General features: G+C 38.7%; 24 protein-coding genes. 5 read left to right on the forward strand and 19 right to left on the reverse strand.

Going from position 1 to position 24,733, the window contains the following annotated elements; genetic code table 11:
- The first annotated feature begins 2 nt into the window (after positions 1-2).
- The 3 genes from ML462_RS05635 (at position 3) to ML462_RS05645 (ending at position 3,047) form a co-directional block, all read left to right on the forward strand.
- Positions 3-905, forward strand: a complete 903-nt coding sequence (locus tag ML462_RS05635) for a DUF3078 domain-containing protein (protein WP_240712773.1) — start codon at positions 3-5, stop codon at positions 903-905.
- A gap of 120 nt (positions 906-1,025) precedes the next feature.
- Entirely contained in the window at positions 1,026-2,249 is a 1,224-nt protein-coding gene (gene hflX, locus ML462_RS05640) for a GTPase HflX (protein WP_240712774.1), read from the forward strand.
- A gap of 69 nt (positions 2,250-2,318) precedes the next feature.
- Positions 2,319-3,047 carry a hypothetical protein gene (locus ML462_RS05645; protein ID WP_240712775.1) on the forward strand — a complete coding sequence of 243 codons (729 nt, stop codon included), beginning with the start codon at positions 2,319-2,321 and terminating at the stop codon, positions 3,045-3,047.
- Positions 3,048-3,103: 56 nt separating this feature from the next.
- Here ML462_RS05645 and ML462_RS05650 read toward each other — a convergent pair whose 3' ends face one another.
- Both ML462_RS05650 and ML462_RS05655 read right to left on the reverse strand, forming a co-directional pair.
- Complete coding sequence (locus ML462_RS05650; protein WP_240712776.1) at positions 3,104-3,907, reverse strand: Rossmann-fold NAD(P)-binding domain-containing protein; 804 nt, start codon at positions 3,905-3,907, stop codon at positions 3,104-3,106.
- The gene (locus tag ML462_RS05655) at positions 3,908-6,229 is read right to left on the reverse strand and encodes a M28 family peptidase (protein WP_240712777.1); all 2,322 of its coding nucleotides are present in this window, start codon (positions 6,227-6,229) and stop codon (positions 3,908-3,910) included.
- 122 nt (positions 6,230-6,351) lie between these two features.
- Here ML462_RS05655 and ML462_RS05660 point away from each other — a divergent pair, with 122 nt between their 5' ends.
- Complete coding sequence (locus tag ML462_RS05660) at positions 6,352-6,819, forward strand: CBS domain-containing protein (RefSeq protein WP_240712778.1); 468 nt, start codon at positions 6,352-6,354, stop codon at positions 6,817-6,819.
- Here the strand turns inward: ML462_RS05660 and ML462_RS05665 are convergent.
- The 14 genes from ML462_RS05665 to ML462_RS05725 form a co-directional block, all read right to left on the reverse strand.
- Positions 6,816-7,241, reverse strand: a complete 426-nt coding sequence (locus ML462_RS05665; RefSeq protein WP_240712779.1) for a DUF4174 domain-containing protein — start codon at positions 7,239-7,241, stop codon at positions 6,816-6,818. The two genes, ML462_RS05660 and ML462_RS05665, sit on opposite strands and share 4 nt — an antisense overlap.
- Before the next feature lie 221 nt (positions 7,242-7,462).
- Positions 7,463-7,882 carry a hypothetical protein gene (locus ML462_RS05670; protein WP_240712780.1) on the reverse strand — a complete coding sequence of 140 codons (420 nt, stop codon included), beginning with the start codon at positions 7,880-7,882 and terminating at the stop codon, positions 7,463-7,465.
- Positions 7,870-8,535, reverse strand: a complete 666-nt coding sequence (locus tag ML462_RS05675; protein WP_240712781.1) for a cyanophycinase — start codon at positions 8,533-8,535, stop codon at positions 7,870-7,872. Before ML462_RS05675 ends, ML462_RS05670 begins: the two co-directional genes overlap by 13 nt.
- A 53-nt stretch (positions 8,536-8,588) precedes the next feature.
- Positions 8,589-9,977: a YfcC family protein gene (locus ML462_RS05680; protein WP_240712782.1), complete on the reverse strand. Its 1,389-nt coding sequence runs from the start codon at positions 9,975-9,977 to the stop codon at positions 8,589-8,591.
- A gap of 21 nt (positions 9,978-9,998) precedes the next feature.
- Positions 9,999-10,892 carry a cyanophycinase gene (locus tag ML462_RS05685; protein WP_240712783.1) on the reverse strand — a complete coding sequence of 298 codons (894 nt, stop codon included), beginning with the start codon at positions 10,890-10,892 and terminating at the stop codon, positions 9,999-10,001.
- A 32-nt stretch (positions 10,893-10,924) separates the two neighbouring features.
- Positions 10,925-11,872, reverse strand: a complete 948-nt coding sequence (locus ML462_RS05690) for an isoaspartyl peptidase/L-asparaginase family protein (RefSeq protein WP_240712784.1) — start codon at positions 11,870-11,872, stop codon at positions 10,925-10,927.
- A 143-nt stretch (positions 11,873-12,015) separates the two neighbouring features.
- On the reverse strand, positions 12,016-13,356 hold the full coding sequence (locus tag ML462_RS05695) for a RagB/SusD family nutrient uptake outer membrane protein (RefSeq protein WP_240712785.1): 1,341 nt from the start codon (positions 13,354-13,356) through the stop codon (positions 12,016-12,018).
- A 9-nt stretch (positions 13,357-13,365) separates the two neighbouring features.
- Positions 13,366-16,329, reverse strand: coding sequence for a SusC/RagA family TonB-linked outer membrane protein (locus ML462_RS05700; RefSeq protein WP_240712786.1), 2,964 nt, complete (start codon positions 16,327-16,329; stop codon positions 13,366-13,368).
- A 556-nt stretch (positions 16,330-16,885) separates the two neighbouring features.
- Positions 16,886-17,233, reverse strand: coding sequence for a DNA gyrase inhibitor YacG (locus tag ML462_RS05705; RefSeq protein WP_240712787.1), 348 nt, complete (start codon positions 17,231-17,233; stop codon positions 16,886-16,888).
- A gap of 50 nt (positions 17,234-17,283) precedes the next feature.
- On the reverse strand, positions 17,284-18,231 hold the full coding sequence (locus ML462_RS05710) for a hypothetical protein (RefSeq protein ID WP_240712788.1): 948 nt from the start codon (positions 18,229-18,231) through the stop codon (positions 17,284-17,286).
- A gap of 45 nt (positions 18,232-18,276) precedes the next feature.
- Positions 18,277-18,402, reverse strand: coding sequence for a hypothetical protein (locus ML462_RS16070; RefSeq protein ID WP_262914725.1), 126 nt, complete (start codon positions 18,400-18,402; stop codon positions 18,277-18,279).
- 27 nt (positions 18,403-18,429) lie between these two features.
- Positions 18,430-18,765, reverse strand: a complete 336-nt coding sequence (locus ML462_RS05715; protein WP_240712789.1) for an antibiotic biosynthesis monooxygenase family protein — start codon at positions 18,763-18,765, stop codon at positions 18,430-18,432.
- Complete coding sequence (locus tag ML462_RS05720; protein WP_240712790.1) at positions 18,762-19,385, reverse strand: class I SAM-dependent methyltransferase; 624 nt, start codon at positions 19,383-19,385, stop codon at positions 18,762-18,764. The genes ML462_RS05715 and ML462_RS05720 overlap by 4 nt, the downstream gene beginning before the upstream one ends.
- Before the next feature lie 2 nt (positions 19,386-19,387).
- A complete protein-coding gene (locus ML462_RS05725; protein WP_240712791.1) occupies positions 19,388-19,900 on the reverse strand; it encodes a PepSY domain-containing protein in 513 nt (170 codons plus the stop codon).
- Between the two features lie 207 nt (positions 19,901-20,107).
- Between ML462_RS05725 and ML462_RS05730 the strand changes: the two genes are divergently transcribed.
- Positions 20,108-20,440, forward strand: a complete 333-nt coding sequence (locus tag ML462_RS05730; protein ID WP_240712792.1) for a single-stranded DNA-binding protein — start codon at positions 20,108-20,110, stop codon at positions 20,438-20,440.
- A 66-nt stretch (positions 20,441-20,506) separates the two neighbouring features.
- Here the strand turns inward: ML462_RS05730 and ML462_RS05735 are convergent, their stop codons facing one another.
- From ML462_RS05735 to ML462_RS05745, 3 genes are all read right to left on the reverse strand, one after another.
- Positions 20,507-21,409 (reverse strand): histone deacetylase family protein, encoded by a 903-nt coding sequence (locus ML462_RS05735; RefSeq protein WP_240712793.1) that lies wholly within the window; start codon positions 21,407-21,409, stop codon positions 20,507-20,509.
- Between the two features lie 132 nt (positions 21,410-21,541).
- Positions 21,542-22,153: a hypothetical protein gene (locus ML462_RS05740; protein ID WP_240712794.1), complete on the reverse strand. Its 612-nt coding sequence runs from the start codon at positions 22,151-22,153 to the stop codon at positions 21,542-21,544.
- 39 nt (positions 22,154-22,192) lie between these two features.
- Complete coding sequence (locus tag ML462_RS05745) at positions 22,193-24,643, reverse strand: hypothetical protein (RefSeq protein WP_240712795.1); 2,451 nt, start codon at positions 24,641-24,643, stop codon at positions 22,193-22,195.
- Positions 24,644-24,733 lie beyond the last annotated feature (90 nt).

A 24,733-nucleotide genomic window follows, 5' to 3' on the forward strand; every position in this document is an offset into this window, starting at 1 on the left:
AAATGAAAAAAACTTTACTAGTCGCTTTTTCCATTCTTTTTTGCATGGGAACAGCATTGTCCCAGGAGGAAGAGGAAAAAGATACCATTCCAAATGGATGGAGAAAAGAAGGAAATGTTCAATTGCTTTTCAACCAGTCTGCTTTCAATAAAGAATGGACCGGTGGAGGTACTTCTAGTATAGCAGGAAACCTTTCTGTAGATTATCAGTTCAATTACAAAATGGACGATTTTACTTGGGATAACCGGATCTTCGCCGATTATGGACTAACCAAGGTCAAGGATGATGAGTTCACCAGGAAAACGAATGACAGGCTTGAACTTAATTCTATTGCCGGGAAGCAGATCAGGGAATCAAATTTTTATTATTCCTGGTTCCTGAATTTCAGAACTCAGTTCGACAAGGGATATGAATTCAATGAAGATCCAGATACAGGGGTGACTACCAGAACCGAAATTTCAGGTTTTATGTCTCCTGCTTACCTGCAAACGGGTCCCGGTATTATGTGGAAAAAAAGTGATGACCTTTTTGTGAATCTTGCACCTGCAACCGCGAGGTTTATTTTTGTAGATAAAGACTTTACCACCCGCCCGGGTTATGTAGACGGAGATTATTTCGGGGTAGACGAAGGTAAATCAATGAGGTTTGAACTAGGTGCTTCCCTTAGCGGATATGCCAAATATGAGATCATGGAAAATGTGGCCATGGAACATACCTTGTCACTTTACTCTAATTACCTGGATAAACCCGGGAATATCGACATTGATTATTTGCTGAATTTGGAAATGGGAATTAATGACTATTTATCAGCAAACCTGGTTTTCCAGGCTATTTATGACGATAACGCCGTTGGTGCTTTCCAGATTAGGGAAGTTTTTGGTCTGGGGATCAATTTTGGATTCTAAAACGATTTATGATATTGTGATTGAAGGGTTCGTGGCATCACGGGCCCTTTTTCAGTTAAATTTTTGTTGAAGTATTTTCAGTTTTCAACTGATAGCTTTGTATTGATTACCTTTGCATTTATGATTGAAAAGACCGATTTAGCTTACGAAAGAACTGTATTAGTAGGGATAGTGACCAAAGATCAGGACCAGGATAAACTGGAGGAATATCTTGATGAACTGGAGTTCCTTACTTATACGGCCGGGGGTGAAGTGGTAAAGCGATTTTCACAGCGTTTGGAGCGCCCAGACCCGAAGACTTTTATTGGCTCTGGTAAAATGGATGATGTAAGAGAATTTGCCAAAGAGAATGATATAGGAGCCGTGATCTTTGATGATGAACTTTCTCCGGCTCAGCAAAAGAATATCGAGAAGATCCTAAAATGCAAGATCCTGGACAGAACAGGTCTTATTTTAGATATTTTCGCCCAAAGAGCAAAAACAAGTTATGCCAGGACTCAGGTAGAACTAGCGCAATATGAATATTTATTACCTCGACTTGCCGGGATGTGGACTCACCTTGAAAGGCAAAGAGGTGGTATCGGGATGCGTGGACCGGGTGAAACCGAGATCGAGACCGACCGTAGGATTGTACGTGATAAAATATCTCTTTTAAAGAAAAAACTGAAGACCATCGATAAGCAAATGGAGGTTCAGCGAGGAAATCGCGGACAGCTGGTTCGTGTGGCCCTGGTTGGTTATACCAATGTTGGTAAATCAACTTTGATGAACGTTATTAGTAAAAGTGAAGTTTTTGCTGAAAATAAACTTTTCGCCACCCTCGATACAACGGTTAGGAAGGTGGTTATACGCAACCTCCCCTTTCTTTTAAGCGATACGGTAGGATTTATTAGAAAGCTGCCTACGCAGCTTGTAGAGTCCTTTAAATCGACCCTTGATGAGGTAAGAGAGGCAGATTTGCTGTTACACGTGGTAGATATTTCACATCCTAATTTTGAAGATCATATAGCCTCGGTTAACCAGATCCTTACTGAAATTGAAACTTTAGGAAAGCCTACGATCATGGTTTTTAATAAGATCGATGCCTATGAACCTGAAAAGATCGATGAGGATGATCTTATAACCGAAAAGACTTCCGCTCATTATACGCTCAAGGAATGGAAGAAAACCTGGATGAATAAAGTAGGAGACAATGCCTTGTTCATTTCAGCCCTGAACAAAGAGAATATGGAAGATTTTCGCAGGAAGGTATATGAGGCTGTGAGAGAAATACATATAACCAGGTTTCCTTACAACAACTTCCTTTATCCCGAATACGATAAATACGGAGAGAAGAAAGAGTAGCTTAGCAAAGCTTTAACTGAATTGTATACAGATCTTTTTAAATTTATAAGGATTAAAAACTTATAAATTATGAAAAGGCTTGTTATACTTTCCATTTTCCTTTGTTCAACCTGTCTTTTTGCCCAATCCCTGCAAGGCTCCTGGATGCTTGTTGAGGAGAATGGGAAAGAGGTAACCAACAGGGAGATCGTTAGAATTTATCAGGATAATTATTTCGCTGAAGGGGCAAAAGAAAAGGATTCCAATAAATTTCTATGGGCTTTAGGAGGAGAATATGATTATAAAAATTCAGATTATACTTCAACCCAGGATTTTAATACCAGGGCATCAGAAATGATCGGGAAGACCCTAAATCCTAAACTCACTTTTCCTGAGGAAGATAAGATCAAGATCAATAACGTAACTGAAGTCCAGGTTTGGGAGCGAATTTCAGAAGAAAAGAATGCGCTTAACGGAAATTGGGTGATCACCGGCAGAAAACGAGGTGGGGAACTTAAAACCATGAAGCCGGGCGATCGCAGGACCATCAAGATCATTGGTGGAGATAGATTTCAGTGGGTGGCCTTCAATTCGGCAACCAGAGAATTCTATGGCACCGGTGGCGGCACTTATTCAGCTGAAAACGGAAAATATATAGAAAATATAGAATTTTTTTCCAGGGATGATAGTAGAGTAGGAGCTAGCCTTGGTTTTGAATTCGAGGTTAAAGACGGTGAATGGCATCATTCAGGAAAAAGTTCCAAGGGAGAGCCCATTTACGAGATCTGGTCACCCTATGAGGAAGCATATTCCAAATAGATTCTTATAAGGAGTCGATCTTTAATGAAAAAAAGCAATTTCAGCATCTCCTTAAATTAGATAGGATTGGAAAATTGGAATTTCAACTCATTCCTTATTTTCTCTGAACTTATTTTTTTGCCTTTGCTAGGGTGTGAATTTTCGAATTCTGGAAGTTCAAGATTCCTGTCCTTCGCTATTTTTGTATAATATTCCTCCTTGGTTGGATGCTCTGGATATACTACATTCCATATCGAATTATCATTTTCCTTTTCAATAAGTTTAAAAACAGCTTTAATACAATCTTCCTGGTGAACCAGGTTTACAGGCGCAGCAGGATTCTTGATCCCGCTCTTTCCAGACAAGAATTTTACCGGATGCCTTTCAGGTCCAATGAGTCCGCCAAATCTTAAGATCGAAGCCTTGAACTTTTCATTGTTCAGAAGAAGCAACTCCACTTTTCTTAGCTGGGTTGAAATATCATTTTCATTATCGGTTTTAGAATCCTCGGTATAAACAGGGATGCTATCAGAATCTTTATATACTGAAGTTGAGCTCGTGAAAATGACCTTTTGAACATAAGATTTTTCAATATATGGAATAAGCTTCTTGATCTTTTTCACAAAGTTCACTTCCGGGTTTTTACGCAGTCCCGGCGGGATGTCAATTACAAGAACATTGATCCCTGAAAGAAATGAGCGAATATCACCCTGAATGCCTTTTTCAAATAGTTTTATAGAATACGGAACAACTCCAGCTGCCCTTACTTCCTGCATTTTTTCCATTCTGGTCACCGAGCCTCTAACTTCATGGTTATCTTTCCTCAACCTTTTTCCCAGCTCCATGCCAAGCCAACCACATCCTAATATCGCTATTTTCATCTATTCAGTTATTCTTATCGTTTTCTTTAAAATCGTTGCGTCATTTAAAACAAAAGGCCTGGGGATCATTCCCTCCGGTCGCTCTTTTACGTTTAATTCATCATGGCCTATAAGGTCGTAAGAAGACTCGTAAAGAACAAATTCTGGCTTATCTCCTTTTTCGATGCTGAATTCGATTCTTAAAGTATCCTGGTTTGACGCATAATAAGTTAATAATCTTTCTTTCCATCGGCGTTTGAACATGTGAAAGGCATTTTCACCAAGATAAATTTCGTCAGCTTCAAGCCCGTTTACCCTGAAATTCTTAAAATCTACATCCTTAAGTTCGAAAAGTTCCATTTTATTGATCTTCCTTTTCGGGGCGATCTTCAGCGAATAATTTTCGAAATTCAGGCTATCTTTCCCTGTTTTCTGGATGATAACCGCTGGTTCAGGAATTTCTATTTCAGGCGCTTCTGCTGAAAAAGTAAAACCACTTCCATATTTACTGCTGAAATTCAGTTCTGTGTGAGAGCTAATTTCCGGCTCCTCACCGAAATATTCTGAAGTCCATTCATCTGGCATTCGATCATAAGAGAACCAGGAGGAGGTTTGCCTATCCAGGTCCTGAAGATATACAAGGCTATTGGGTTTTGGCCTTTCCGGGCTGAAATCTGAATAATAATGGGCTACAAAGATGAGAACATTAAAAGTAAGGAAACAAATTACTGCAAAAGATTTCAGTCTTCTGAAATAACCGAACAATGGCAGGAAAAGAAAGAATAAAAGGCTGGTAAGTATTGCGGTGACAAATAACATTTTTAATCCTAAAGCGACCGGCAGGCTCCAGATAAAAGGCAATAAAATGAAAATTGCCGGGCAGGAAAGAAGAACCATGAGTATCCGGTTTGGTTTTTCCTGCCTAACCATGACAAATAGCTGTAGAAGCCCAAAATATACCGGAATTATAAAATAGGAGGCACCTTTTAGGTATACAGATAGCAGTCCGCATATGAACAACCATAAGACTAAAGGAGCCACAAATACAGATGCTGTTCTTAAACTTCTCCTGAGTAGATGATAGGTCATAAAACAAACCGAAAGGGCAAGGAAGATTGAAATGGTAATATACCAGTAGCCGTTATAGGTAAAGCCGTGCTCCATTTCTGAATATTCCGGATAAATGAAAATACAGAATTTCCAGAATGCCCAGGCCAGTAGACCAGATATTACCATGCTTAGTACCATAGGAATAAAACCTTTGAATATGGTGGTAACATCCAGGGTTTTCTTTTTTAACCCGTAAATGATGAGTACAATAAAAATGATGATGGCCAGGATAAGCATAGGGGAGATCCATGCAAATGGATATTTTACAAACTCACCAAAGGGAAGGTTAAAATAGATGAGGTCCCGATCGCTTGAAAGATCTGAAATATCCTCATTACTGAAATAATTAAGTAGTGGCATTAGATAACTTCCCTGATGCGCCAGGGTTTCCATATCCAGGTTTTCAGGAAGATCGTTTGCTGTATGGTAGTCAAAATGATCGTCTATAAAGGCAAAATTATAGCCATTAACATCTGCTTGCTCTCTTAATACTGTAAGATCGGTATCGTTGGGTAACATTTTGTAAATACTGTAGGCAAGTGAATTTGAGACCGGATATTTTACTCCTGCTTCCCCAAAGGCTTCGATAAGTTTCGCGTTCTTGCCGTTGGTCTCGAGTAGCATAAAGGGATTTCCACCACTGCCCCGTGCCTCAAAGTTCAGGGCAAGTTTCACATCCTGGGCCCAGGGATGATCTTTTACAAAAAGTTCTGCTCCATTAAGTCCCAACTCCTCTGCATCTGTGAACAGCAGGATGATATCATTCTTAATTTCTGATTCCTTTTCCAGGAAAGTGCGTATTCCTTCAAGTATGGTGGCAACCCCGCTACCTGCATCACTTGCACCAAATGATGAATGCATGGCAGAATCATAATGAGTCATGAGCACCAGGGCCTGGCCATTTCCAGAACCTTCGATCCTGGCCAGGATATTTTGAGGATTTACTAAAACTCCATTTTTATTGAGGGCATAACCTTCCTGGGTTTGAACCTCAAGATCCATTTCCTGAAGCTTATCCACAATATAATTTCTCACCTTACTATGTGCCAGGCTTCCCACATAGTGTGGTTCCTGAGCAATAGCTTTCACATGTTCGAAAGCTCTGGAAGTAGAGAATTCGGTCGAAGATTTATCCTTATCGGGGCTGAATTCTGGCTGGTCAAAATTGAAATTAAACCAAACCGCAATAAAGATAAGGAGGAAGGCAATTAAGCCGGTTAGTCGGTTATTCATGATTCGGATTCAAAAGTCTTAAAGTTAAATAAGTTTTTGATTTATAAGCAATGAAATTATAGAAGCAACTTATAAACTAAAAATTCTTATATTTAAGTAATTAAGAATCAAAAACTTATCATATGGGTATCAAAAGTTTTATGGGTAAGCGGGCAGCACCCGAAAAACCTGCAGAAAGACCAATTTCAGTAAAAGATTATATGGCGACCAACCTGGTGACCTTCAGGGAAAATGAGAATATCATGGATGTTATGGAAAAGCTTATCAAACATGGGATTTCCGGGGGTTGTATCGTAAATGAAAGAAATGAACTCCTGGGAATGATCTCTGAAGGAGACTGTATGAAACAGATCTCTGAGAGTCGTTATTATAACATGCCCATGAGCGATCTTACTGTTGGAAAAAGAATGAATAAAAATGTGGTAACCATTGATGGAAACATGAATGTTCTGGAGGCTGCCAATAAATTTACCGAGCTTAAATTCAGAAGATTCCCTATTGTTGAAGATGGAAAGCTTATTGGGCAAATAAGTCAGCGAGATGTATTAAATGCTGCCATTAAATTAAAGGCCTATACCTGGGGTCGTTAATTTCCATTTCGAATTTCAGCCTGCCGCATAGGCATGGAGTCTATGAGGCTGAAAAGTTTTTTGGTCTTAAGAAGTTCAGGTTGTCTTAGTTTAACTGTTCCATCCAGCCCTATGAGGATGATCTCAAAACCAGCCTCGCTGATTTCCATTTTTTCATAAAGATTCGAATTCTTCCAGGTTGATTTTTCTGGAAAAATTACCTGATATTTTCCCGGGACAGAATGTATCACCTTTAGTTTCCGATCTTCTAATTCATTTTTCTTTTTGTCGAATATCTGCACCTGCTTCTGGAGCTCTGAAGAATTTTCAGACTCTGTAAAGATCACCAGAAGTCTGTTTTGCCATTTATATTCAGATAAGGACTGGGAAAGCATAGCGATAGGCGATATTAAGAGGAATGCAAAGATGATGAATGGTTTCATGATCCTCAAATTAAGAATAATAGTCGCTAATTCTTCTCAAGGAACTACTAATTTCTTGTTGCCAAAGCACAAAAATCATTTTCCAGCTTAAGGTATACCTGGTCATCAACAAAGAAATGTCGTTTCAACAGAATGGTGCCAATTTGCAGTCTCTAATTTCTTATAGATTTCACGATAAAACCTTGCCTGGTTATAAAAAAGGCTAATTCAAAAAAATAAACTTACTGTTCATATAAGGTTCCTCCCTCTACATACCAAGTTTCCCAAACCCCACCATTACCAGTTTTCCAGTCGGTTAAATCAAAAGTATTTTCACCATCAGCAGTACCCTTTACTGCATATACTTTTAAGGCTTTTCCCTCTTTATTCCATTCTAGAGGTGTGTTTTCCTCGCAAGCTTCTGGAGTATTATTTTCTACTTCTGGATTCGGCTGAATGAAATAAGCATTATCATCATGTTCTGGTGCTCCTCCATATATATTGGCAAGTCCATTTTCATCGATACAAACGGCTGTGTATTCATCGCAGGCAATTCCTTTTCCTACAACCTCCGTTTCTTCATTTATACGCGCCAGAAAAGTAACGTGTCTTCCTTTCCTGTCAGGATTGTCATAATGCGTGTCTGTAATTACATCAGCCAATATATCATAATTACATCAGCCAATATATCATTTTCAATAAATTTTGAATTTCCTATGGTTACGTCTCTGTTATATGGGTTTTGCAAGGCCTCGTCAGATCTCACCGAGCCATTTTCAGCGGAATAATAAAAGCCTCCCATAATGGCCATTCCTGCACTTGTACCTCCAATAACGATATTTCTTTCTTTTATACCTTTATTTATAAGCTCTGCTACTTTGGTATCTCTCCAAAAAGAAACGTAATCCCATTGATCGCCACCGGCAAACCAGATGGCTTCAGCATTTTTTATTTTTTCATGTAAATCAGGGTCAGAACTTGCGTTTGCATTCTTACAAACGATGGTCTCTACAGAATTTAATTCTACGCCTAATCTGGAATACATATAATTATTATAGCCGTCGCTTCCAGAGGTTCTTAATACTAAAACATCTCCACCTTTAGCGCGTTCTAAGAACCATTTCATCGCTTCATCACTTTCTGTTGCTCCACCCATCAAGCAAATACCTCCAATAGGATCTGTTTCTTTATCGGTTTCACTTCCGGTTTTATATGAAGTATAATCTTTTGAAATGGGAGGTTCTGGTTTAATATCCGGATCGGTGGGAATTTCATCGTTTTCTCCGGAAGAACAGGAGATTAAGAAAGTACTCATCAGCAAAATCATTAATCTTAAACTATCCATCTTAAATTGTTTTATTTTTTTGATTACCATGTGAATAACAATAATGGGGGCAACATTAAGAGCATTGCCGAAATTACAAGCAGGATAAAAATGGGTAATGCCCATTTGAGCCATTTATCATATGGAATATTTGCAATGGACAGTACTCCCATGGTTACCCCGCTCGTTGGAACGATCATATTGGTAAGTCCGTCTCCCATTTGAAAAGCCAGCACAGCAATTTCCCTGCTTATCCCAAGCACATCGCTTAAAGGAGCCATGATAGGCATGGTTAGCGCAGCCTGTCCGGAACCTGAAGGAATAAAGAAATTAAGGCAACACTGAAAAAGAAACATCAGCTCTGCGGAAATATATTTAGGGGTATCTCCAGCGACTTCGGCAACCGAATTCAAAATGGTGTCAATAATAAGTCCCTCTTCGGCAATGATCAACAAGCCTTTGGCTAATCCTATTACCAGAGCTGCTTTCATCATTCCCTGTGCTCCTTCTACAAATGCAGCAATAGCTTTGGTAGCAGACATCCTGTAAATAATAGCAGAAAGAAGTCCAAGACCAATAAAAAGTGCGGCAATCTCATTGATGTACCATCCGAATTCGTTCACACCATAGATCAACAGGATCAATGCAAATAAAAGAGCATAAAGTATGGTCTTTCTAGGCAAATTCAGTTCAGGCATATCAGCCTTATCAAGTTTTTCTGCAGCTTTAATATTTAAGCCAGACAAAATACTTTTGTTTGGGTCTTTCCCAATTCTTAAGGCATATCGATATAAGGCAATTCCGGCAATAGTGGTTAGAATGAACCAGACTACTAACCTGTATTCTATGCCTCCAAATACAGGTACCTGGGCTATACTTTGCGCAATACCAATAGTAAATGGGTTGGTAATTGCACCGGCAAAACCTACTCCAGTACCAATAACCGGTATCGCTGCCCCTATCATGGAGTCATACCCGAGTGCCTGGGCCAGCGGAATTGTGATCAAAACAAATACCAAAATCTCCTCGCTCATTCCAAAAGTAGCTCCTGCCAGGGAAAACAATGCCGTTAAAACGGGAACGATTAGGTGTTTATATTTCGGATTTTTTTCAGCGAACTTTATGATACTGAATAGCCCGGCATTAATAGCCCCGGTTGCATTTAGTACTGAAAAAGCTCCGCCAACCAGAAATACAAAACCAATTACAAATGCAGCGGAAATGAAGCCCTTAATGGGGGCGGTTAAAAATGCACCTATTCCCTGAGGATTTTGTTCGACTCTTTCATAAGATCCAGGGATGATCATTTCGGTTCCATCAATCGATTCCCGATCGAACTGTCCTGCCGGAATTATCCAGGTTAGTGCAATGAATATCACCGAAATGCCCAGAATAATGGCAATAGTATCGGGAAATTTTCTTGGCAGCCTCATTGATTATTTTCCTTTAAAAAATTATAGGGCAAACTTTTCTCCAGGTAAGATGACACTTAGCTGAAGATCTCTGCCTCCAATTAAGCCATCTTTTGAAATTTTGCTTTTATTGATGTTTTTAAGCACAATAACTTGTGCGGCACCCAGCACTTTAGCGCTATCATTTTGAACCAGGATCGCGGTAGATTCATCAATACCAATACAAATTTCATCCGGATTCTCAATGGCAGTGCTTATTAAACGGTTCATCCTCATACGCTGAATAAAATGCTGATCTATGATAGCATTATCAATTAAACCAAGTCCTTCTTTCAATTCGATATTTTCAGCCTCGATGGTTTTGAAATCTCCAGTATATTCAGGATGTTTGAATTCATCCCCCGTGATCATTTTTTTGCTCATAACCGCTGCTCCTGCACTAGTCCCGGCAATTGTGGCACCATTTTGATAAGCTCTTTTTATAGCATCGGAAATTGGAGAATTCAAGACGATATCCATAAAGCGATTCTGGTCTCCACCTGAAATATATATGAGGCCGGCATTTGCCAGTGAATCCAGTTGTTCCACATTCTGCCTGTTTTTTTGAAAATTAAATCCTTTGATCTTTTCAGATTCAATTCCCAGTTCGGTAAACTGCTTTGATGCATAAAATACAGCTGAATCTGGTTCCACGCTAGCCATGGGAAGTATTACCGCGTAAGTATCATTTTTAAGGTTACTTACTTCGATCAACTCCTGAACAAGTTCTGGCGGGCGCTTACCTCCACCTATTATAAATAACTTTCCTTTAGGTAGATTAGAAACTTTTGCCATTTGCTGTTCATCTTCGAGTATTTTTTCAGACTTATCTCCAGAATTACAGGAGATCCAGCACAAAGCCAACAAGAAAAGCCCCGTAATTTTAACTAATTTCATATTCTTAATTTTCAGGGGAAGGAAGAGGAAAATTAAAGCTTTTCCTCTTCATCCCATACATATATTTTTCTTTCATTGGAGTTTACATATCCGCGGTACATCCCGGCAGAATTATAGGTCATGTTTACATTTCCTTCAGAATCCACGGCAACGAGGCCGCCATCACCACCAAGATTACCATGATGCTCATGGATGGCTTTTTCCGCAGCATCCTTTAGCGACATTCCGGCAAATTCCATGAGGTTGGAAACATAAGAGGCTACAGTAGCCCTCATAAAAAACTCTCCAATTCCCGTACACGAAACTGCGCAGGTCTTATTTTGCGCATAAGTACCGCTACCAATAATTGCAGAATCGCCTATTCTTCCTTCTATTTTATTGGTCATTCCTCCGGTAGAAGTAGCCGCAGCCAGGTTTCCTTCAGAATCCATGGCCACAGCGCCAACCGTTCCTTTCTTAAAATTAGAATGATCCAAAAAGGTTTCATCGGTATTCAGAGCTTTGGCCTGTTTCCACTGCTCTTCCCGGAAAGGAGTATCGAACCATGAATTCTCTACCAGATCGTGACCAAGTTCTGCTGCGAGCTCATCTGAATGTTTCCCGGAGATCATCACGATATCATCTCTTTCCATTAATGATTTTGCGAAATTTACAGGGTTTTTTACCCGGCTGCAATTAGCCAAGGCCCCGGCCTTAAGATTAGAACCGTCCATGATAGAAGCTTCCAGTAGATGTTTTCCATTTCTGGAATATACCGCTCCTTTACCGGCGTTAAAATGCATGCTGTTCTCCAGAACAACCACGGCAGCACAGACGGCATCTATCGCTGTCCCTCCTGCCTTTAGGACCTCTTCCCCAGCAGCAAGGCTGCCATCCAGATCTTTTAAGATAAGAGCTTTATCACTCGCTGATAAATTCTCTTTTTCTATTACCCCAGCTCCTCCATGGATACAAAGGGAATATTTATATTTTTTAGCCATTAATTTTATCTATTGATTGTCTGCCTGCAGCAAATTAGATCTGCAGGATCAAATTGTTAAAGTAGTTGTAGCCTCAGGCTGGAAGTATGGCATTAATTCAAACACTTACTCCCAGCTAAGACCACAAATCAAACACTTATTTTTTAATACCCAGGATTTTGAACCAGGGTTCCATTGGATATTACAATTTCCCTTTGAGGAACTGGATACACGGTTCGGAAAGTTTCAATTCCTAAAATAGATTCAGCTCTGCCCAATCTTACAATATCGAACCAGCGATGACCTTCAAAAGCCATTTCTCTGGCCCTTTCTTCGATTAACACATCTGTAAACGACTCAAAGTCTGAAACTTCTTCCAGGGTGATAGCCATATCTGGGAGTGATCTCGTTCTAACCATATTCAGGTCTTCGAGGGCAAGTTCAAATTCTCCCATTCTTGCTCTTGCTTCAGCTCTATTCAAATAAACCTCTGAAAGCTTCATAATAATGGCATTCCCATCAACCGTAGCATCGTTAATCCCATATTTATCTACGAAAACCACTCGGCCATCGTCGAAATATAGATCTCCCCTGGGATCATCATCGTCGCTCATTGCGGCATAAAAATCTTCAAAACTTGCTGATACTTCCGGTGGTGAAACTGAAAGATATTCGGTCAAAGTATTCCCATCGGTTTCGGTAAATTGAAGTTCAAAAATTGCTTCGGCTGAACCCTCTGTTTCATAGATATCATTGTAATTTCCGTTCAAAGCGTAATCATGGTTTTCAATGGCTAGGGTAGCATATTGTTCAGCTTCCTCATAATTCCCTGCATATAGATGAACCCTGCTTAAAAAGGCTTCCGCAGTACCTTTAGAAACAGTAAATTTCTCACTGTCATATTCCATCAGGGAAATGGCCATTTCCAGGTCTGAAATAATCTGATCATAAGAAGCAGCTACGGTAGATCTTGGAATTGTTTTCGCTGTTTCGCTGTCTATATATTGAGTAAAAACCGGAATTCCAAATTCCGAATTCATATCTCTAAACTGCCCGAATTGACGCAAAGCATCAAAAAGCCCAAGTGCTCTGAAAAAATGAGCTGCACCTTGAGATTCTGGATCGTCCAATTGCAATTCATCTACTTTTTCAAGGATTAGGTTACTTGAATTTACCAGGGCATAGGCATCTACCCAACTGCTTTCTACATAGATGCTGGATGCAGGGATTATGGCATTGTCAAGTTGGGTAAAGCGCTCCCGGAAACCTGTGGCATCTGCAATACCGCCTGTTAAAGCCTGCGCCATTATGAATTCACCTCCATAATAAGTTCCGCTTTGTGCAAGACTGTAAAGTCCGGTTACGGCAGATCTTAGTGAGATTCCATCTGTGATCGCTTCTGTAGAACGAATTTCGTCATCCAGCTCTACTTCCAAAATATCGCTACATCCGGCTAATGAACCAAGAAGTAGGGTTATGATTAAAAATTTATGTATGTTTTTCATAATTGTTGTTTAAAATGAAGCATTTAATCCTATCGTGATTGTACGTGCCTGCCCGAGAGTTCCGAAGTCTTCACCCTGCAGAACATTAAGATCGGTTTGATTGGAAGTGTTCGTAGAAACCTCTGGATCGAATCCTAGGTAATCTGTGATCGTCACGAGATTTTGTCCCTGTACATATAGATTTAGGCCATTTAGACCGATTGAATCCACCAGGTCTGACGGAAGATCATAACCCAATCTAAGTGTTTTAAGTCTTATAAAATCTCCATCCTCCAGGAATTGAGTGCTGAATCTTTGTAACTGGCCAGCTTCTGTAGAAGGCCTCGGAACATCTGTTTGCTGTCCTGGCTCTCTCCAGTAATTGTCAAAAACTCTCTGACTTATATTCGCGTAAGGAATTCCGCTACGGGTAAATCCGAAGTTTTCGTAGGCATGCCTACTCTGGTTAAAGATCTTGTTTCCACCAGAAAACTGAATATTTGCTGTCAAGCTGAAACCTTTATACCTGAAATTATTCTGCCATCCACCAAAATAATCGGGAAGGGCGCTACCTGCAATCTGTCGGTCGTCGAAATCTATTACCCCGTCGTTGTTTATATCTTCGAACATGGCATCCCCTGTTTGTGGATCTACACCTTCATATTTTATTAAATAAAGCGTGCTTACCGCCTCACCTTCTTTTAGAATGTGGTTTCTGCCTATAAGTTCACCATCATTCAGCAAGTTTATGATCTCATTATCCAGGAAGGAAAAATTCACCCCGGTGGTCCAGTTAAAACCTTCACCCTGGAAAATATCTGCATTCAGACTAAATTCGAATCCTGTATTTTCGATCTCGCCAATATTCTGAAAAACAGAACTGAAGCCCGTTAACCCCGAAACACCGGCACTAAGTAATAGATCTTCGGTTTGTTTATTGAAATAATCTGCGGTCATATTAATTCTCTGGTCAAATAATCCCAGGTCCAAACCAATATTGAGCTGCTTGGTTTTTTCCCAACCCAGATCAGGATTTTCAAGTCGGTTAGGGGCAATTCCCGGCCTGTTGTTATAATCAGCATTCAGGGAATATGTTCCCACCCAGTTGGAAGAAATTTCCTGATTTCCGGTAAGTCCGTAACTTCCTCTAAATTTGAGATTAGAGATAGATTCAATATCGAAGAAGTCTTCTTCGTTAACTCTCCACGCTATAGATCCTGATGGGAAATAACCATACTGGTTGTCTTCACCAAAACGAGAAGATCCATCTGCTCTTAGTGTAAATGCGAAAACATATCTGTTATCGAAGGAATAGTTTGCACGCCCAAAAAATGACTGTAGGCCAAACTGGTTTTTACCGGTAGTGCTATTAATGATCGTACTGGCTGCAGAAATACTGGTAGTATTATTCGTTGCAAATCCAACTCCCGCCTGATCTGAGAATTGAGCCTTGGTCTCCTGCAGGGTCCAACCCGCTAAAAGATCAAGATCATGTTTCTCTGCAAAAGTCTTGTTATAGTTAAGCGTATTCTCCAGCTGCCAGGTAGTTTCTTCGTAGGTGGCGAAAATTGCTTCCCCGTCGTCTGATTTATTGGTTCCTGCCGGCACGAAAGATTCTTCCACGAAATTGGAATATTCAGTTGAAAAGGCAGATCTAAAGGTAAGGTCTGGAATGATCTTCCATTCAGCAAACGCTGAAGCCTGGAAACGAGTACTCTGAGAGTCATTGATATACTCTTCGGCGATCAACACCGGGTTTTCTAAAGGCCACCATGTATTATAACTGAATGGATTAGTAAATTCTCCATTTTCATCCCGAATAGGCGCTGTTGGATCCCAACCCTGAGCGTTGATGATTACTCCATATTCATCGTTCTCATTGATGGTACGATCATGATTACTTCGGTTTAGAAAGATCGTTGTTCCTATTTTAACCTTGTCGTTGATAGTATGATCCAAATTTAAACGAGTGCTCAATCGGTCAAATTCCTGACCTATCTGAATACCTTCCTGTTTAAAATAATTTCCACTTAAATAGAATCTTGTTTTTTCAGATCCTCCACGGGCGCTGATATCCAGGTTTTGAGTAATCCCCGTTCTGAATATTTCATCATAAATATTTGTGTTGACACCGTTGGAAGTATCAATAAAGTCGAAATAATCTTCTCCTAATCCATCAAATTCTGCGGCGGTATTAAAAAATTCTTTGAATTGATTTGGACCTACAAGGTCTGGTGTATTTGTAATTTCAGAAAAGCCCGTATAATATCCTACGTTTACAAGAGTTTTACCAGTTTTACCTCTTTTAGTAGTAATGAGAACTACCCCGTTGGCACCTCGCGAACCATAAATTGAGGCCGCGGCTGCATCTTTTAAAATCGTAATAGATTTAATGTCATTCGGGTTGATATCTGCTAAAGGGTTTGTTGGCTGAATGTTGCTATTCAAAGCAGAGTTATTCCTAGAAACCAGAGGAACTCCATCCACAATAAACAAAGGCTGGCTACTTGCCGAAATAGAAGATACACCCCTAATATTCACATTTATCGCTGCACCAGGCGTAGCCGATGAAGTAGAGATATTTACCCCGGGAGTTTGACCCTGTAAGGCCGATTCAAAACTTGCAGCCGGTGTTTTTCCTAATTCTTCTGTTTCTATAGTCTGAATACTACTACTAATATCCTCACGTTCCTGAGTGCCGTATCCAACAATAACAACTTCATCCAGAGTTTGATCTGAAGAAAGGCTTACGTTATAAGAATTAGAATCTGTTAATGGGATTATTTTAGACTGGTAACCAACAAAAGAAACTTCGATAGCCTGAGTTCCATCGGGCACTTCAATGGAGAAATTACCATCGAAATCGCCAACTACCCCAATATTCGAATCGGGCACCAGAACGTTGGCGCCTAATAATGGTTCTCCGGTGTCTTCAGCAGTAACTGTACCGGTAATTGTTCTTTGTGCGAATGCGTATGTACCGCACGTAAACATGATTAGATATACTAATAGTTGTTTAGAGAAATTCATTTTAATAATTATTGATTAATACTCGAAATAGTCAATATTTCCAGGTATTTCCCTGGGGTAAACCCATTGGGAAACTGCTGAAAAAGGATTATTAAAAAATGTTCTCTAGCAATCGAAGATAGGCTGAAGTCCTTGTAAGGTAAGGGACTTACAACAGATGATTAAATTTTTTAACTGAATTAAATACATAATTAAGCAATTAAAGAATAGAATGATTATTGAAAATTCCGCGAAAAGATCATTCACGGTAAAAAGATTCGGAATATAAAAATGGGAAGTCTAGCAATCAAATATCGGCTGAAGCCCCATCAAGGTTAGAGGCTTACAGTAAGTGTGCGATATTTTTGAATTGCTAATCACGAATTGAATTTTGTTAAAAGTATTAAAAATTCTGAAAAAATGAAATTTTTAATGAGAAATAAGATTTTTCATAATGGAACTAATCCGTTTTCTATAGAGATGATTTCTAGTAATTCGACCAAATAAGTGGGTTTAGGCGCATGTAGGATATTTGAGAATATCAGTTTCTTCTTACCAAAGCATAAAAATCATTTTCCAGTTTCAGGTAACCCTGGTCATATACAAAAAAGTACTGATTTCCTGTTTTGGTAGTATAAATGCTGGTGAAATATTCGAAGTCAAAACCTTTAGATAATAATTTCGTCCTGGGAACAGAAGTTTTATCATTCGGATTCAGTTCTTCCAGGATCCTGTGGTTTCGTCTTAGGAGATTATTCGTATTTCGTATAAGATTTGTTGTGTTTTTATTGGCTTTATTATGATGGGCATTCCTGCAGTAATCGCTACAGAACTTCTTATCGGTACGGCCACGTAACTTTTCCCCGCATTCCGGGCATGTCTTTTCCATATTGAAATATAATTAAAAAGCTGAATACGAGGAAATGATACTAAAAAGCCCTAGTTGAAAACATGGGTTCTGTAAATTGGCATCCAAACATCTTCATAGGTACTTCTATTAAAAACTTTTTTAGATTCTTCAACCTTAATAAAAAAGCTATCGCCTTCTTCACCTACCGAAGCTTTAATTTCTACCTGCCATTCTTCATTAGAAATCTTTGTACCAGAAATTTCTCCGTTCTCGATTGGTTTTATAAAGCTGGTACTGGCTGATAGACCTATGACTGCATTGGCCTCTTCAAAATTATCCGGATCTAAAGTAAATTCTGTAGCTTCCGGGTCTATTTCAAAATATACAATTTTAGTGATTTCGTCATCTGCTATGGTTTCTTCAGGGTCATCATAGGTCAATAATTTGAAGACCAGTTTTTCACCTGCCACTACATCTATTTCAAGGGACTCTGTATTCACATGCCCTTCTTCTTCAGCTTCCATCTGCAACATTGAATTTTCAAAAAAGGCCTGATAATTTTCTAAACTTTCCCCGGTAATGAAATGAGACCTGATTTCTTTTTTGATCAGATAAATTCCTTTATCGTCATTTCTTTCAAATTTGGCTCCAACAATTTTAAGATCAGTGACGGTGGTACTGGCGCAGCAGCCTCCAGTATTCCTTTCGGCATCAGCAGTAAATGAAAAAACTTCCTCATCTCCATACATAACAGTATAATCTACATCGTTGGAAATATAAATTCTTAAGATATCCTCCTCGACTATAAAGTCATAATTAGGTTCAGCATCTGAGGTGTTATTAATAACTTCCAGGGCATATCCTGAGATTATAGACTCGGTGATATTCTCTCCAGTTTCACTATCCACGATCTGGAAATCGAGAATCGCAAAAGAAGAGTCACATGAAACAGCTGAACAATCTGGATCGTCATTGCTACTACAGGACTGTACAACGATTACGGCTAAAAAAAGAAGGTGTTTAAAGAAGGTTTTCATAAAAAGGGTTCTGGTTATTAATTTAAGTTGATGATTTATTCCGGTTTAAATGTTCCTGAATTCTGAATAGCCGTATGCTTTATTCACCATATTTTTTTCAGCTTCATTTTTAGATTTACGGCAGGATATAGGGCACGGGTCCATTCCAAAGATAAGGATCACTTTATTCATAAAAATGGTTTGTTAATAGGTAGATGGCTAAAACCGGTTTTGGTTGCGTGAGAAAAACGAATAATCTCTTTCAACTTTGCTAATTCTTATGGAATACGAATCGTACCATTTACTTTTTCCCAAATCCTGAGCAATTAAATGTTCCGAATTTTCTTTCCATATCCTGATGCTATCCAGGTCTTTCCAGTAGGATATACTAATCCCAAGTTCAGACCGGGCAGATTCAAACCCAAGGTATCCCGGCTGTTCTTCCGCTAATTCTTCCATCTTTTCAGCCATTTCTGAATATCCTTTATGATCCTCGGTCAAAATTGAAGTAAAAATTACTGCGTAGTAGGGAGGTTCTGGAAGCTTTGCAATCATGGTTTTTTAAATAACAGGCTGATTATTCTTGGTGGATCTGTGCTATCTTCATCAAACCACTCTTTAAGTTCAAATAACTGGAAACCTGCCTTTTTACCCGCATTCAGAAAATCTGAAATATGATGAGTGAAGGTTTCAAGTTCAATTAATTTATCTCCGGAATTAAACCTTGCCTTAGTGCCTTTGTACTGTTTAAAAGGATGCAATTCTGAAATAAAAAAATGTCCGCCTGTTTTCAATTTTGAGAAAGCCTGTTCAAAAATAAATTCCAGGTCTTCAATATGTTCCAGGATCAGGTTACAGGTGACGAGGTCAAAATTTTCCGTAGTCCAGTGCCAATTTTCTGTAACATCGGCTTTTTGAAAATGGACATTTTTTTTACTGATCTTTTTTTTCGCGATAGCCAGCATCTCTTCAGAAAAGTCTACTGCGAAGATCTGAGTAGCTTTTGTTTGTAACCATTCAGAATTCTTACCTGTCCCACAGCCAATTTCTAAAACGGAATTAAATTTGAGGTCTTCCAACGACTTTATCGTTACCTTTTTGTCGAGGTCCCGTGTCCTGTTCTTGTTGGAGTCATATTGAGAAGACCATTCGTTATATGCTTTTTCGATACTCATGTCTATACAAATAGTAATAAAAGGGTTAGAATTATACCTCCCACTGTAAACAGAATTCCTTTTCTAAAGATCCTGGTGGAAGGCATGAACATCCAGAAAGCTGATACCACGAAAAATAAAAGGCAAAGGCCAAAAATAATGTTCAGAAAGAAAAGTGGCCGGTTGGTATTGGCCTTATGTAGCTTTGTAAAGCTATCCAGAATAAAGGGTAATTCCTTTACCTTATAAGTAGCGATCCCGGTAGTTCTATTTAATACACCCTGTTCAAAATATACTTTATCACCTTCAGTGCGATCTATTTTAAAATCCCTGATTCGAAGTGTTTTTCCTATTTGTTCCTCGCTTGATCCTTTTGCAACTTCCTTTTCAACAGTTTTTTCAATTTTAAAAGCATCGGTGCTTCGAAATATCAAAACAATCCCGCTAATTGCATACATTGCCATGATCCCTGCCAGGAAGAAACCTAAATAGCGGTGATAAATCCTGAATTTATTACTGATCTTACGATTGTTCATTTCGAATAATTTGAAAGGCTAAAAATAAAATAACACTGCGAATTCTATTAGCTGATTTTTAGATTTATTTATTACCCGTTTTCAAACGTTTGCAAACGAAAGTAAACAGATACAAATACTTTGCAGACGAATAAAGGGTTCAAGCTATGTCATCTTTGTCCTGTTGAAATGAACGAATGATTTTCAGCTGCAAAAAATTCTATAGTTATGAGCACTTTAAGAAACACAGTACAGTTAATTGGGCATGTAGGTAACGATCCTGAAATCGTAAATCTTGAATCGGGTAAAAAGCTGGCAAAATTTTCAGTTGCCACAAATGAGAGTTATAAGAATGCAAAAGGTGAAAAGATCACTGATACACAATGGCACAATATAGTTGCCTGGGGTAAGACTGCAGAGCTTATTGAAAACTACGTGCCTAAAGGCAAGGAAGTAGGGATCGAAGGAAAGCTAACCAGCAGGAGTTATGAGGACAAAGACGGTATTAAAAGATATATTACCGAAGTTGTGTGTCATGAATTACTTCTTCTAGGCAAATAGATTATTTTTAATAAAGAAAAACCTGCCTGAAGCAGGTTTTTCTTTTTAAGATAATTCGGTTTCGGTTTAGAAATATATCTTCTGGGCAAGCCTGTAGGTATTTGCATGAGCCTCAATGATTAATTTTATCTCCTTAGAATAGCCTCCGCCCATACTGCATTCTAAAGGAATTCCAAGATCGTGGCAGGTTTGTAGCACATAGCGATCCCTTTCCTTGCAACCTGAAATAGTGCAGGAAAGTCTTCCCAGTTTATCTGTTTCCAGGATATCCACTCCGCAGAGGTAAAAAATAAAGTCTGGCTGGGTTCTATCAATAAGATTGGGTAGGGTAGACTTCAACTTTTTGAGATACTCCGCATCACCGGTACCGTCTGCCAATTCAATGTCCAAATCTGATTTTTCCTTTCTAAATGGATAATTGCCTTTTCCATGCATCGAAAATGTAAAAACCGAATCATCATTTTTAAAGATCTCGGCCGTACCATTTCCCTGGTGAACGTCTAGATCTACAATAAGGATCTTTTTAGCTTTACCGGAATTCTGGAGATAACGGGCTCCAATAGCCTGATCGTTTAATAAACAGAAAGCCTCTGCCCGGTCACTGTATGCATGATGAGTTCCACCCGCGATATTCATGGATACTCCATGTTCTAAAGCAAAGTCACAGGCTTTAATGGTGCCATCGGCGATGATCTGTTCGCGATCTACCAGTTCCTGAGAAAGCGGAAAGCCGGAAACCCTGATCTCTTTTTTGGTTAATTCAAGGTTCTTTAAACGTTGAAAATATTCATTTTCATGTACAGCGAGGAGAGGCTCACTATCCGGAAATCCTGGTTCAAAGAAATTAGCCTCATCGCAGGTACCTTCATGTAATAATTGCTTCGGTAACAAATCATACTTTTCCATAGGAAAACGATGACCCTCCGGTAATGGATGTTTGTAGATGGGATGGAAAGCGATCTTCAACATACTTTGGAGTGATTATATTTCTGTTCCTGGGGGCCTTTAGGCATCCAATATGGATCAAATTTACATTTTCCAGCAATGATTGGCCGATTGAAGGCTCTAGTTAACGTATGTTTAATCGATTCGCCAAAAATTTTAATTTCCGGCTACGAAAGATTTTGTATACCGGCTAAATGCCAGATCTTTTATTTGACCATCACCTTTTCTAAGTTTTACGTTACAAATCTCGTTGTTCGTACTATTCCTGAAGAAAAAGAAATATCCGTTATTCTCTAAGGGTTCAACAGATTTCTCTGCACAATTCCAATCCAGTTCAATTTCGGAATAATCTTTAAAAGGTACCTGACCTACAAAAACCGTGAAACAATAATCTTCTTCCTCAGGTAGACCAGCCTTCTTTTCCTTATTAATTAAAACAAAACAATGGTTCTTGTGAAACATAGGTTTGGAATCATTTCCATTTAATTTCGCATAACTTATAAGATTTTTGTTTCCATCCAGAAATCCATAATAATGGTCTTGATTTAATCTGTATATAAGGCCGGTATAGCTAGAATCAATATTTTTACTTAAAACTAGGTCAATATCCTTTATTTCTTTTGGACTTGCTTTCTGCGAATGATATTTATAGAGTATGGCTTCATATTTTTCATCGGTGTATTGACTTTTTTCATTGCAACCCATGAAAGCCATAAAAATTGAAATTATAATTACCTGGAAAAGGCTGTTTCTGTTTATGAAATTCATATAATAATTTTTAGTTGGTTTTTATGGAATATTCAGATGTTAATTTATTGAAATAGATTTCACGTCATAAATAAGATCTCCACCAGCAGTAAAACCTTCAATGATCATTTTAAAGTCTACCTTAGGTTTTTTGAAGCTAATGCTAACATTTTCATTCTCTCCTGCAACCAGCCCACTTTTCCAGTCGATCACGCCATATTGCTGAAAGAATTCATCCCTTGTATTGGAGTATTTCGGAATATAAAATTTTTTGTTCACCGCATAAGAAACCGGAAATTCAAATTTTTGAAGCCTGTTTTTGGAAGGCCCTTTAGTTGGGCTTACCTCGAAATCTGAATATATTTTTATATAGCCACCACTTCCCATAAAGCCTGCACCCATTCCGGTTTTACTATATTCTATATAATCGACTTTGTATAAAGGGTATAGGTAGAACATCGCAGTGTCGAACATGGGTATTCCATCCAGGTAGATAGTTACATTAGAACCGATTCTAGTTTGATCAGGCAACTCACTGAAATCAAAGCGATCAACTTCATCCGTTTCACTAAATATTCCAGAGCCGGTACCACGAGCCAGGGGACTTTTTACAGTTAATCCAACTGGAGTTTCCTTTACTAAAAACCCTTTAGCAATCAGGTACTGGCTAAGAAATTGATACATATAGATGTCATCCTCATTTAGAACATCAACTTTCCCGTAACTGAATGCTCCTAGTTTTCTCTCCCTTTTAATTTCTTTATCTACTACAGCATCTATCTCTACCACCTCCAATTGTTCTACGCCTTTTCCAAAATCATTGAATTGGGAGAATACCGGGTCTGGTTTTATAGAATAAAAATGTGACCGTGGACTAAGGCTTTTTCCTGAATGATTGAAATCTTCAATTTGGTTTGGGAAGAATTGTAATGAAAGTCCAGCCGGGACCAGTTGATCGTTCTTTTTGATTCTGGAAATAAATAAACTTTCACCTTCTACCGGCATGATCGCTTCAAAAGTAAATGAATCATCACCTTCGGGAACTTCTACCACGGTTGGAGGATTGGTAGGGGATGCATGGATCAGGAATCTTTGGTAGCCATCTTCTTTATTATTTGAAACGCCTTTAAAATCTACATATTTTTCGAAATCGTGGTTATACCCCTGTGTTCTATTGAATACTTTTTGCCAATCATAACTGCTCCAACCCTGGGTGAGGAGTAATAGATCGAGAGCATTCCTTTTTGTACTATCGATATCCATAAAATACCAGCTGGCATCTTCAATAGTTCCATTCACAAATGGTTGTAACATCATGTAAGAAATGATATTATGGTTTCTTTGATCTGAAATGGTGTTTTCCGGTAAAATAGATACACTCAAGAAAGTACTGTCGGCGAGTTTTTTAGTAGGTATTGTCAATCGAAGGGAATCGGTTTGATCGGCAACTACTGGTTTCTCAAGATGCTCAACTTTTAAATCATTGTAATTGAAAAACAATCGTTCTGCCACCGGTCTTTTGTTCTGGTCAAACAAGGTGATAATATTTATTCCGGGATTCAGATCAGTATAAGGGACTTCCAGGCTCATGGAGGTTTCATCGTTAAAAGTTACCTGGTAGGTGGTAGCTTTTCCCGGATTATGTATGGATAATACAAACGGGTCTGTTCCAAAATTCTCTATGGTTTCTGAATTGGTATTCAGGACAATCTCCACCGCATTTTCTTTATTCTCTGTAGCTATCAGAATGCCCTGGTTTTCGACCTCAGTTTCAATATTTTCAGTGAAATCCCGGCCTTTGTAATTTATGAGGGCAACATATTCTTGCCCTATTTTTGGGGTATAGGAAATACTGCCAATACCAAACCGATTCAATTTTGTTTCTGCTATGATCTTATTTCCTTTATCCTTTATTTTTACACTGGCATCAGCTAATCCATAGCCTAAACTATCTTTTATGGCAATTCCCAGGTTATTTACCGTATTCTTCAATAAATGACCACTTTCAGGTAAGAATTGTGCATCGATTTTCTGAAGATTATCTATCTTTTTCTCTTCAAAACCTAAATTGCTTTCAACAATTTGGATTTTTTCCGTGAAAAAATATTGCTGCTTGAAATTACGCATCCAATTAGTAAAAGCGACGATGGAGTAAGTTCCATTGGTTAAGGTAGAGTCGATATCGATGGTTCCTGCACCCGTCCCACGATCTATCAAAAGCATTTTTTCCTTTATTACAACATCGTTGGAGTCTTTAACCTGTATATACAAATTGGTAGTTTCCAGCGAAGGCTCAAAATCTTTTTGAAGCATCACATAAGCGGAAACCCCCAGCTGTTCACCTTGTAAAAGAATGGATTTGTTAAGGTGCAGATAAGCAATTTCTTTAGGGGTGGAATGAAAATCCAGTAATTCATTTAATACCTCCCGTTGATAATTCTGCCCTACAGCATTTTGAAAATTGAAAATTAAAAAGAACAGGAGAAAAGCGGGGGAGTATTTACGAATCATGAAGTTGGTTTTTAATATTCACAAAATATGAAAATATCATGTATAATTAACGGTTACTTATAAAAAAACCTCCAAAACTTCAGTTTTAGT

The organism is Christiangramia lutea, from assembly GCF_022489035.1.
Taxonomy (GTDB): Bacteria; Bacteroidota; Bacteroidia; order Flavobacteriales; family Flavobacteriaceae; genus Christiangramia; species Christiangramia lutea.

Excerpts from the sequence above, each read along its gene's own strand:
- ML462_RS05635 (WP_240712773.1), top strand. The coding sequence starts at position 3 with ATGAAAAAAACTTTACTAGTCGCTTTTTCCATTCTTTTTTGCATGGGA.
- hflX (WP_240712774.1), top strand. The coding sequence starts at position 1,026 with ATGATTGAAAAGACCGATTTAGCTTACGAAAGAACTGTATTAGTAGGG.
- ML462_RS05645 (WP_240712775.1), top strand. The coding sequence starts at position 2,319 with ATGAAAAGGCTTGTTATACTTTCCATTTTCCTTTGTTCAACCTGTCTT.
- ML462_RS05650 (WP_240712776.1), bottom strand. The coding sequence starts at position 3,907 with ATGAAAATAGCGATATTAGGATGTGGTTGGCTTGGCATGGAGCTGGGA.
- ML462_RS05655 (WP_240712777.1), bottom strand. The coding sequence starts at position 6,229 with ATGAATAACCGACTAACCGGCTTAATTGCCTTCCTCCTTATCTTTATT.
- ML462_RS05660 (WP_240712778.1), top strand. The coding sequence starts at position 6,352 with ATGGGTATCAAAAGTTTTATGGGTAAGCGGGCAGCACCCGAAAAACCT.
- ML462_RS05665 (WP_240712779.1), bottom strand. The coding sequence starts at position 7,241 with ATGAAACCATTCATCATCTTTGCATTCCTCTTAATATCGCCTATCGCT.
- ML462_RS05675 (WP_240712781.1), bottom strand. The coding sequence starts at position 8,535 with ATGAGTACTTTCTTAATCTCCTGTTCTTCCGGAGAAAACGATGAAATT.
- ML462_RS05680 (WP_240712782.1), bottom strand. The coding sequence starts at position 9,977 with ATGAGGCTGCCAAGAAAATTTCCCGATACTATTGCCATTATTCTGGGC.
- ML462_RS05685 (WP_240712783.1), bottom strand. The coding sequence starts at position 10,892 with ATGAAATTAGTTAAAATTACGGGGCTTTTCTTGTTGGCTTTGTGCTGG.
- ML462_RS05690 (WP_240712784.1), bottom strand. The coding sequence starts at position 11,872 with ATGGCTAAAAAATATAAATATTCCCTTTGTATCCATGGAGGAGCTGGG.
- ML462_RS05695 (WP_240712785.1), bottom strand. The coding sequence starts at position 13,356 with ATGAAAAACATACATAAATTTTTAATCATAACCCTACTTCTTGGTTCA.
- ML462_RS05700 (WP_240712786.1), bottom strand. The coding sequence starts at position 16,329 with ATGTTTACGTGCGGTACATACGCATTCGCACAAAGAACAATTACCGGT.
- ML462_RS05705 (WP_240712787.1), bottom strand. The coding sequence starts at position 17,233 with ATGGAAAAGACATGCCCGGAATGCGGGGAAAAGTTACGTGGCCGTACC.
- ML462_RS05710 (WP_240712788.1), bottom strand. The coding sequence starts at position 18,231 with ATGAAAACCTTCTTTAAACACCTTCTTTTTTTAGCCGTAATCGTTGTA.
- ML462_RS16070 (WP_262914725.1), bottom strand. The coding sequence starts at position 18,402 with ATGAATAAAGTGATCCTTATCTTTGGAATGGACCCGTGCCCTATATCC.
- ML462_RS05715 (WP_240712789.1), bottom strand. The coding sequence starts at position 18,765 with ATGATTGCAAAGCTTCCAGAACCTCCCTACTACGCAGTAATTTTTACT.
- ML462_RS05720 (WP_240712790.1), bottom strand. The coding sequence starts at position 19,385 with ATGAGTATCGAAAAAGCATATAACGAATGGTCTTCTCAATATGACTCC.
- ML462_RS05725 (WP_240712791.1), bottom strand. The coding sequence starts at position 19,900 with ATGAACAATCGTAAGATCAGTAATAAATTCAGGATTTATCACCGCTAT.
- ML462_RS05730 (WP_240712792.1), top strand. The coding sequence starts at position 20,108 with ATGAGCACTTTAAGAAACACAGTACAGTTAATTGGGCATGTAGGTAAC.
- ML462_RS05735 (WP_240712793.1), bottom strand. The coding sequence starts at position 21,409 with ATGTTGAAGATCGCTTTCCATCCCATCTACAAACATCCATTACCGGAG.
- ML462_RS05740 (WP_240712794.1), bottom strand. The coding sequence starts at position 22,153 with ATGAATTTCATAAACAGAAACAGCCTTTTCCAGGTAATTATAATTTCA.
- ML462_RS05745 (WP_240712795.1), bottom strand. The coding sequence starts at position 24,643 with ATGATTCGTAAATACTCCCCCGCTTTTCTCCTGTTCTTTTTAATTTTC.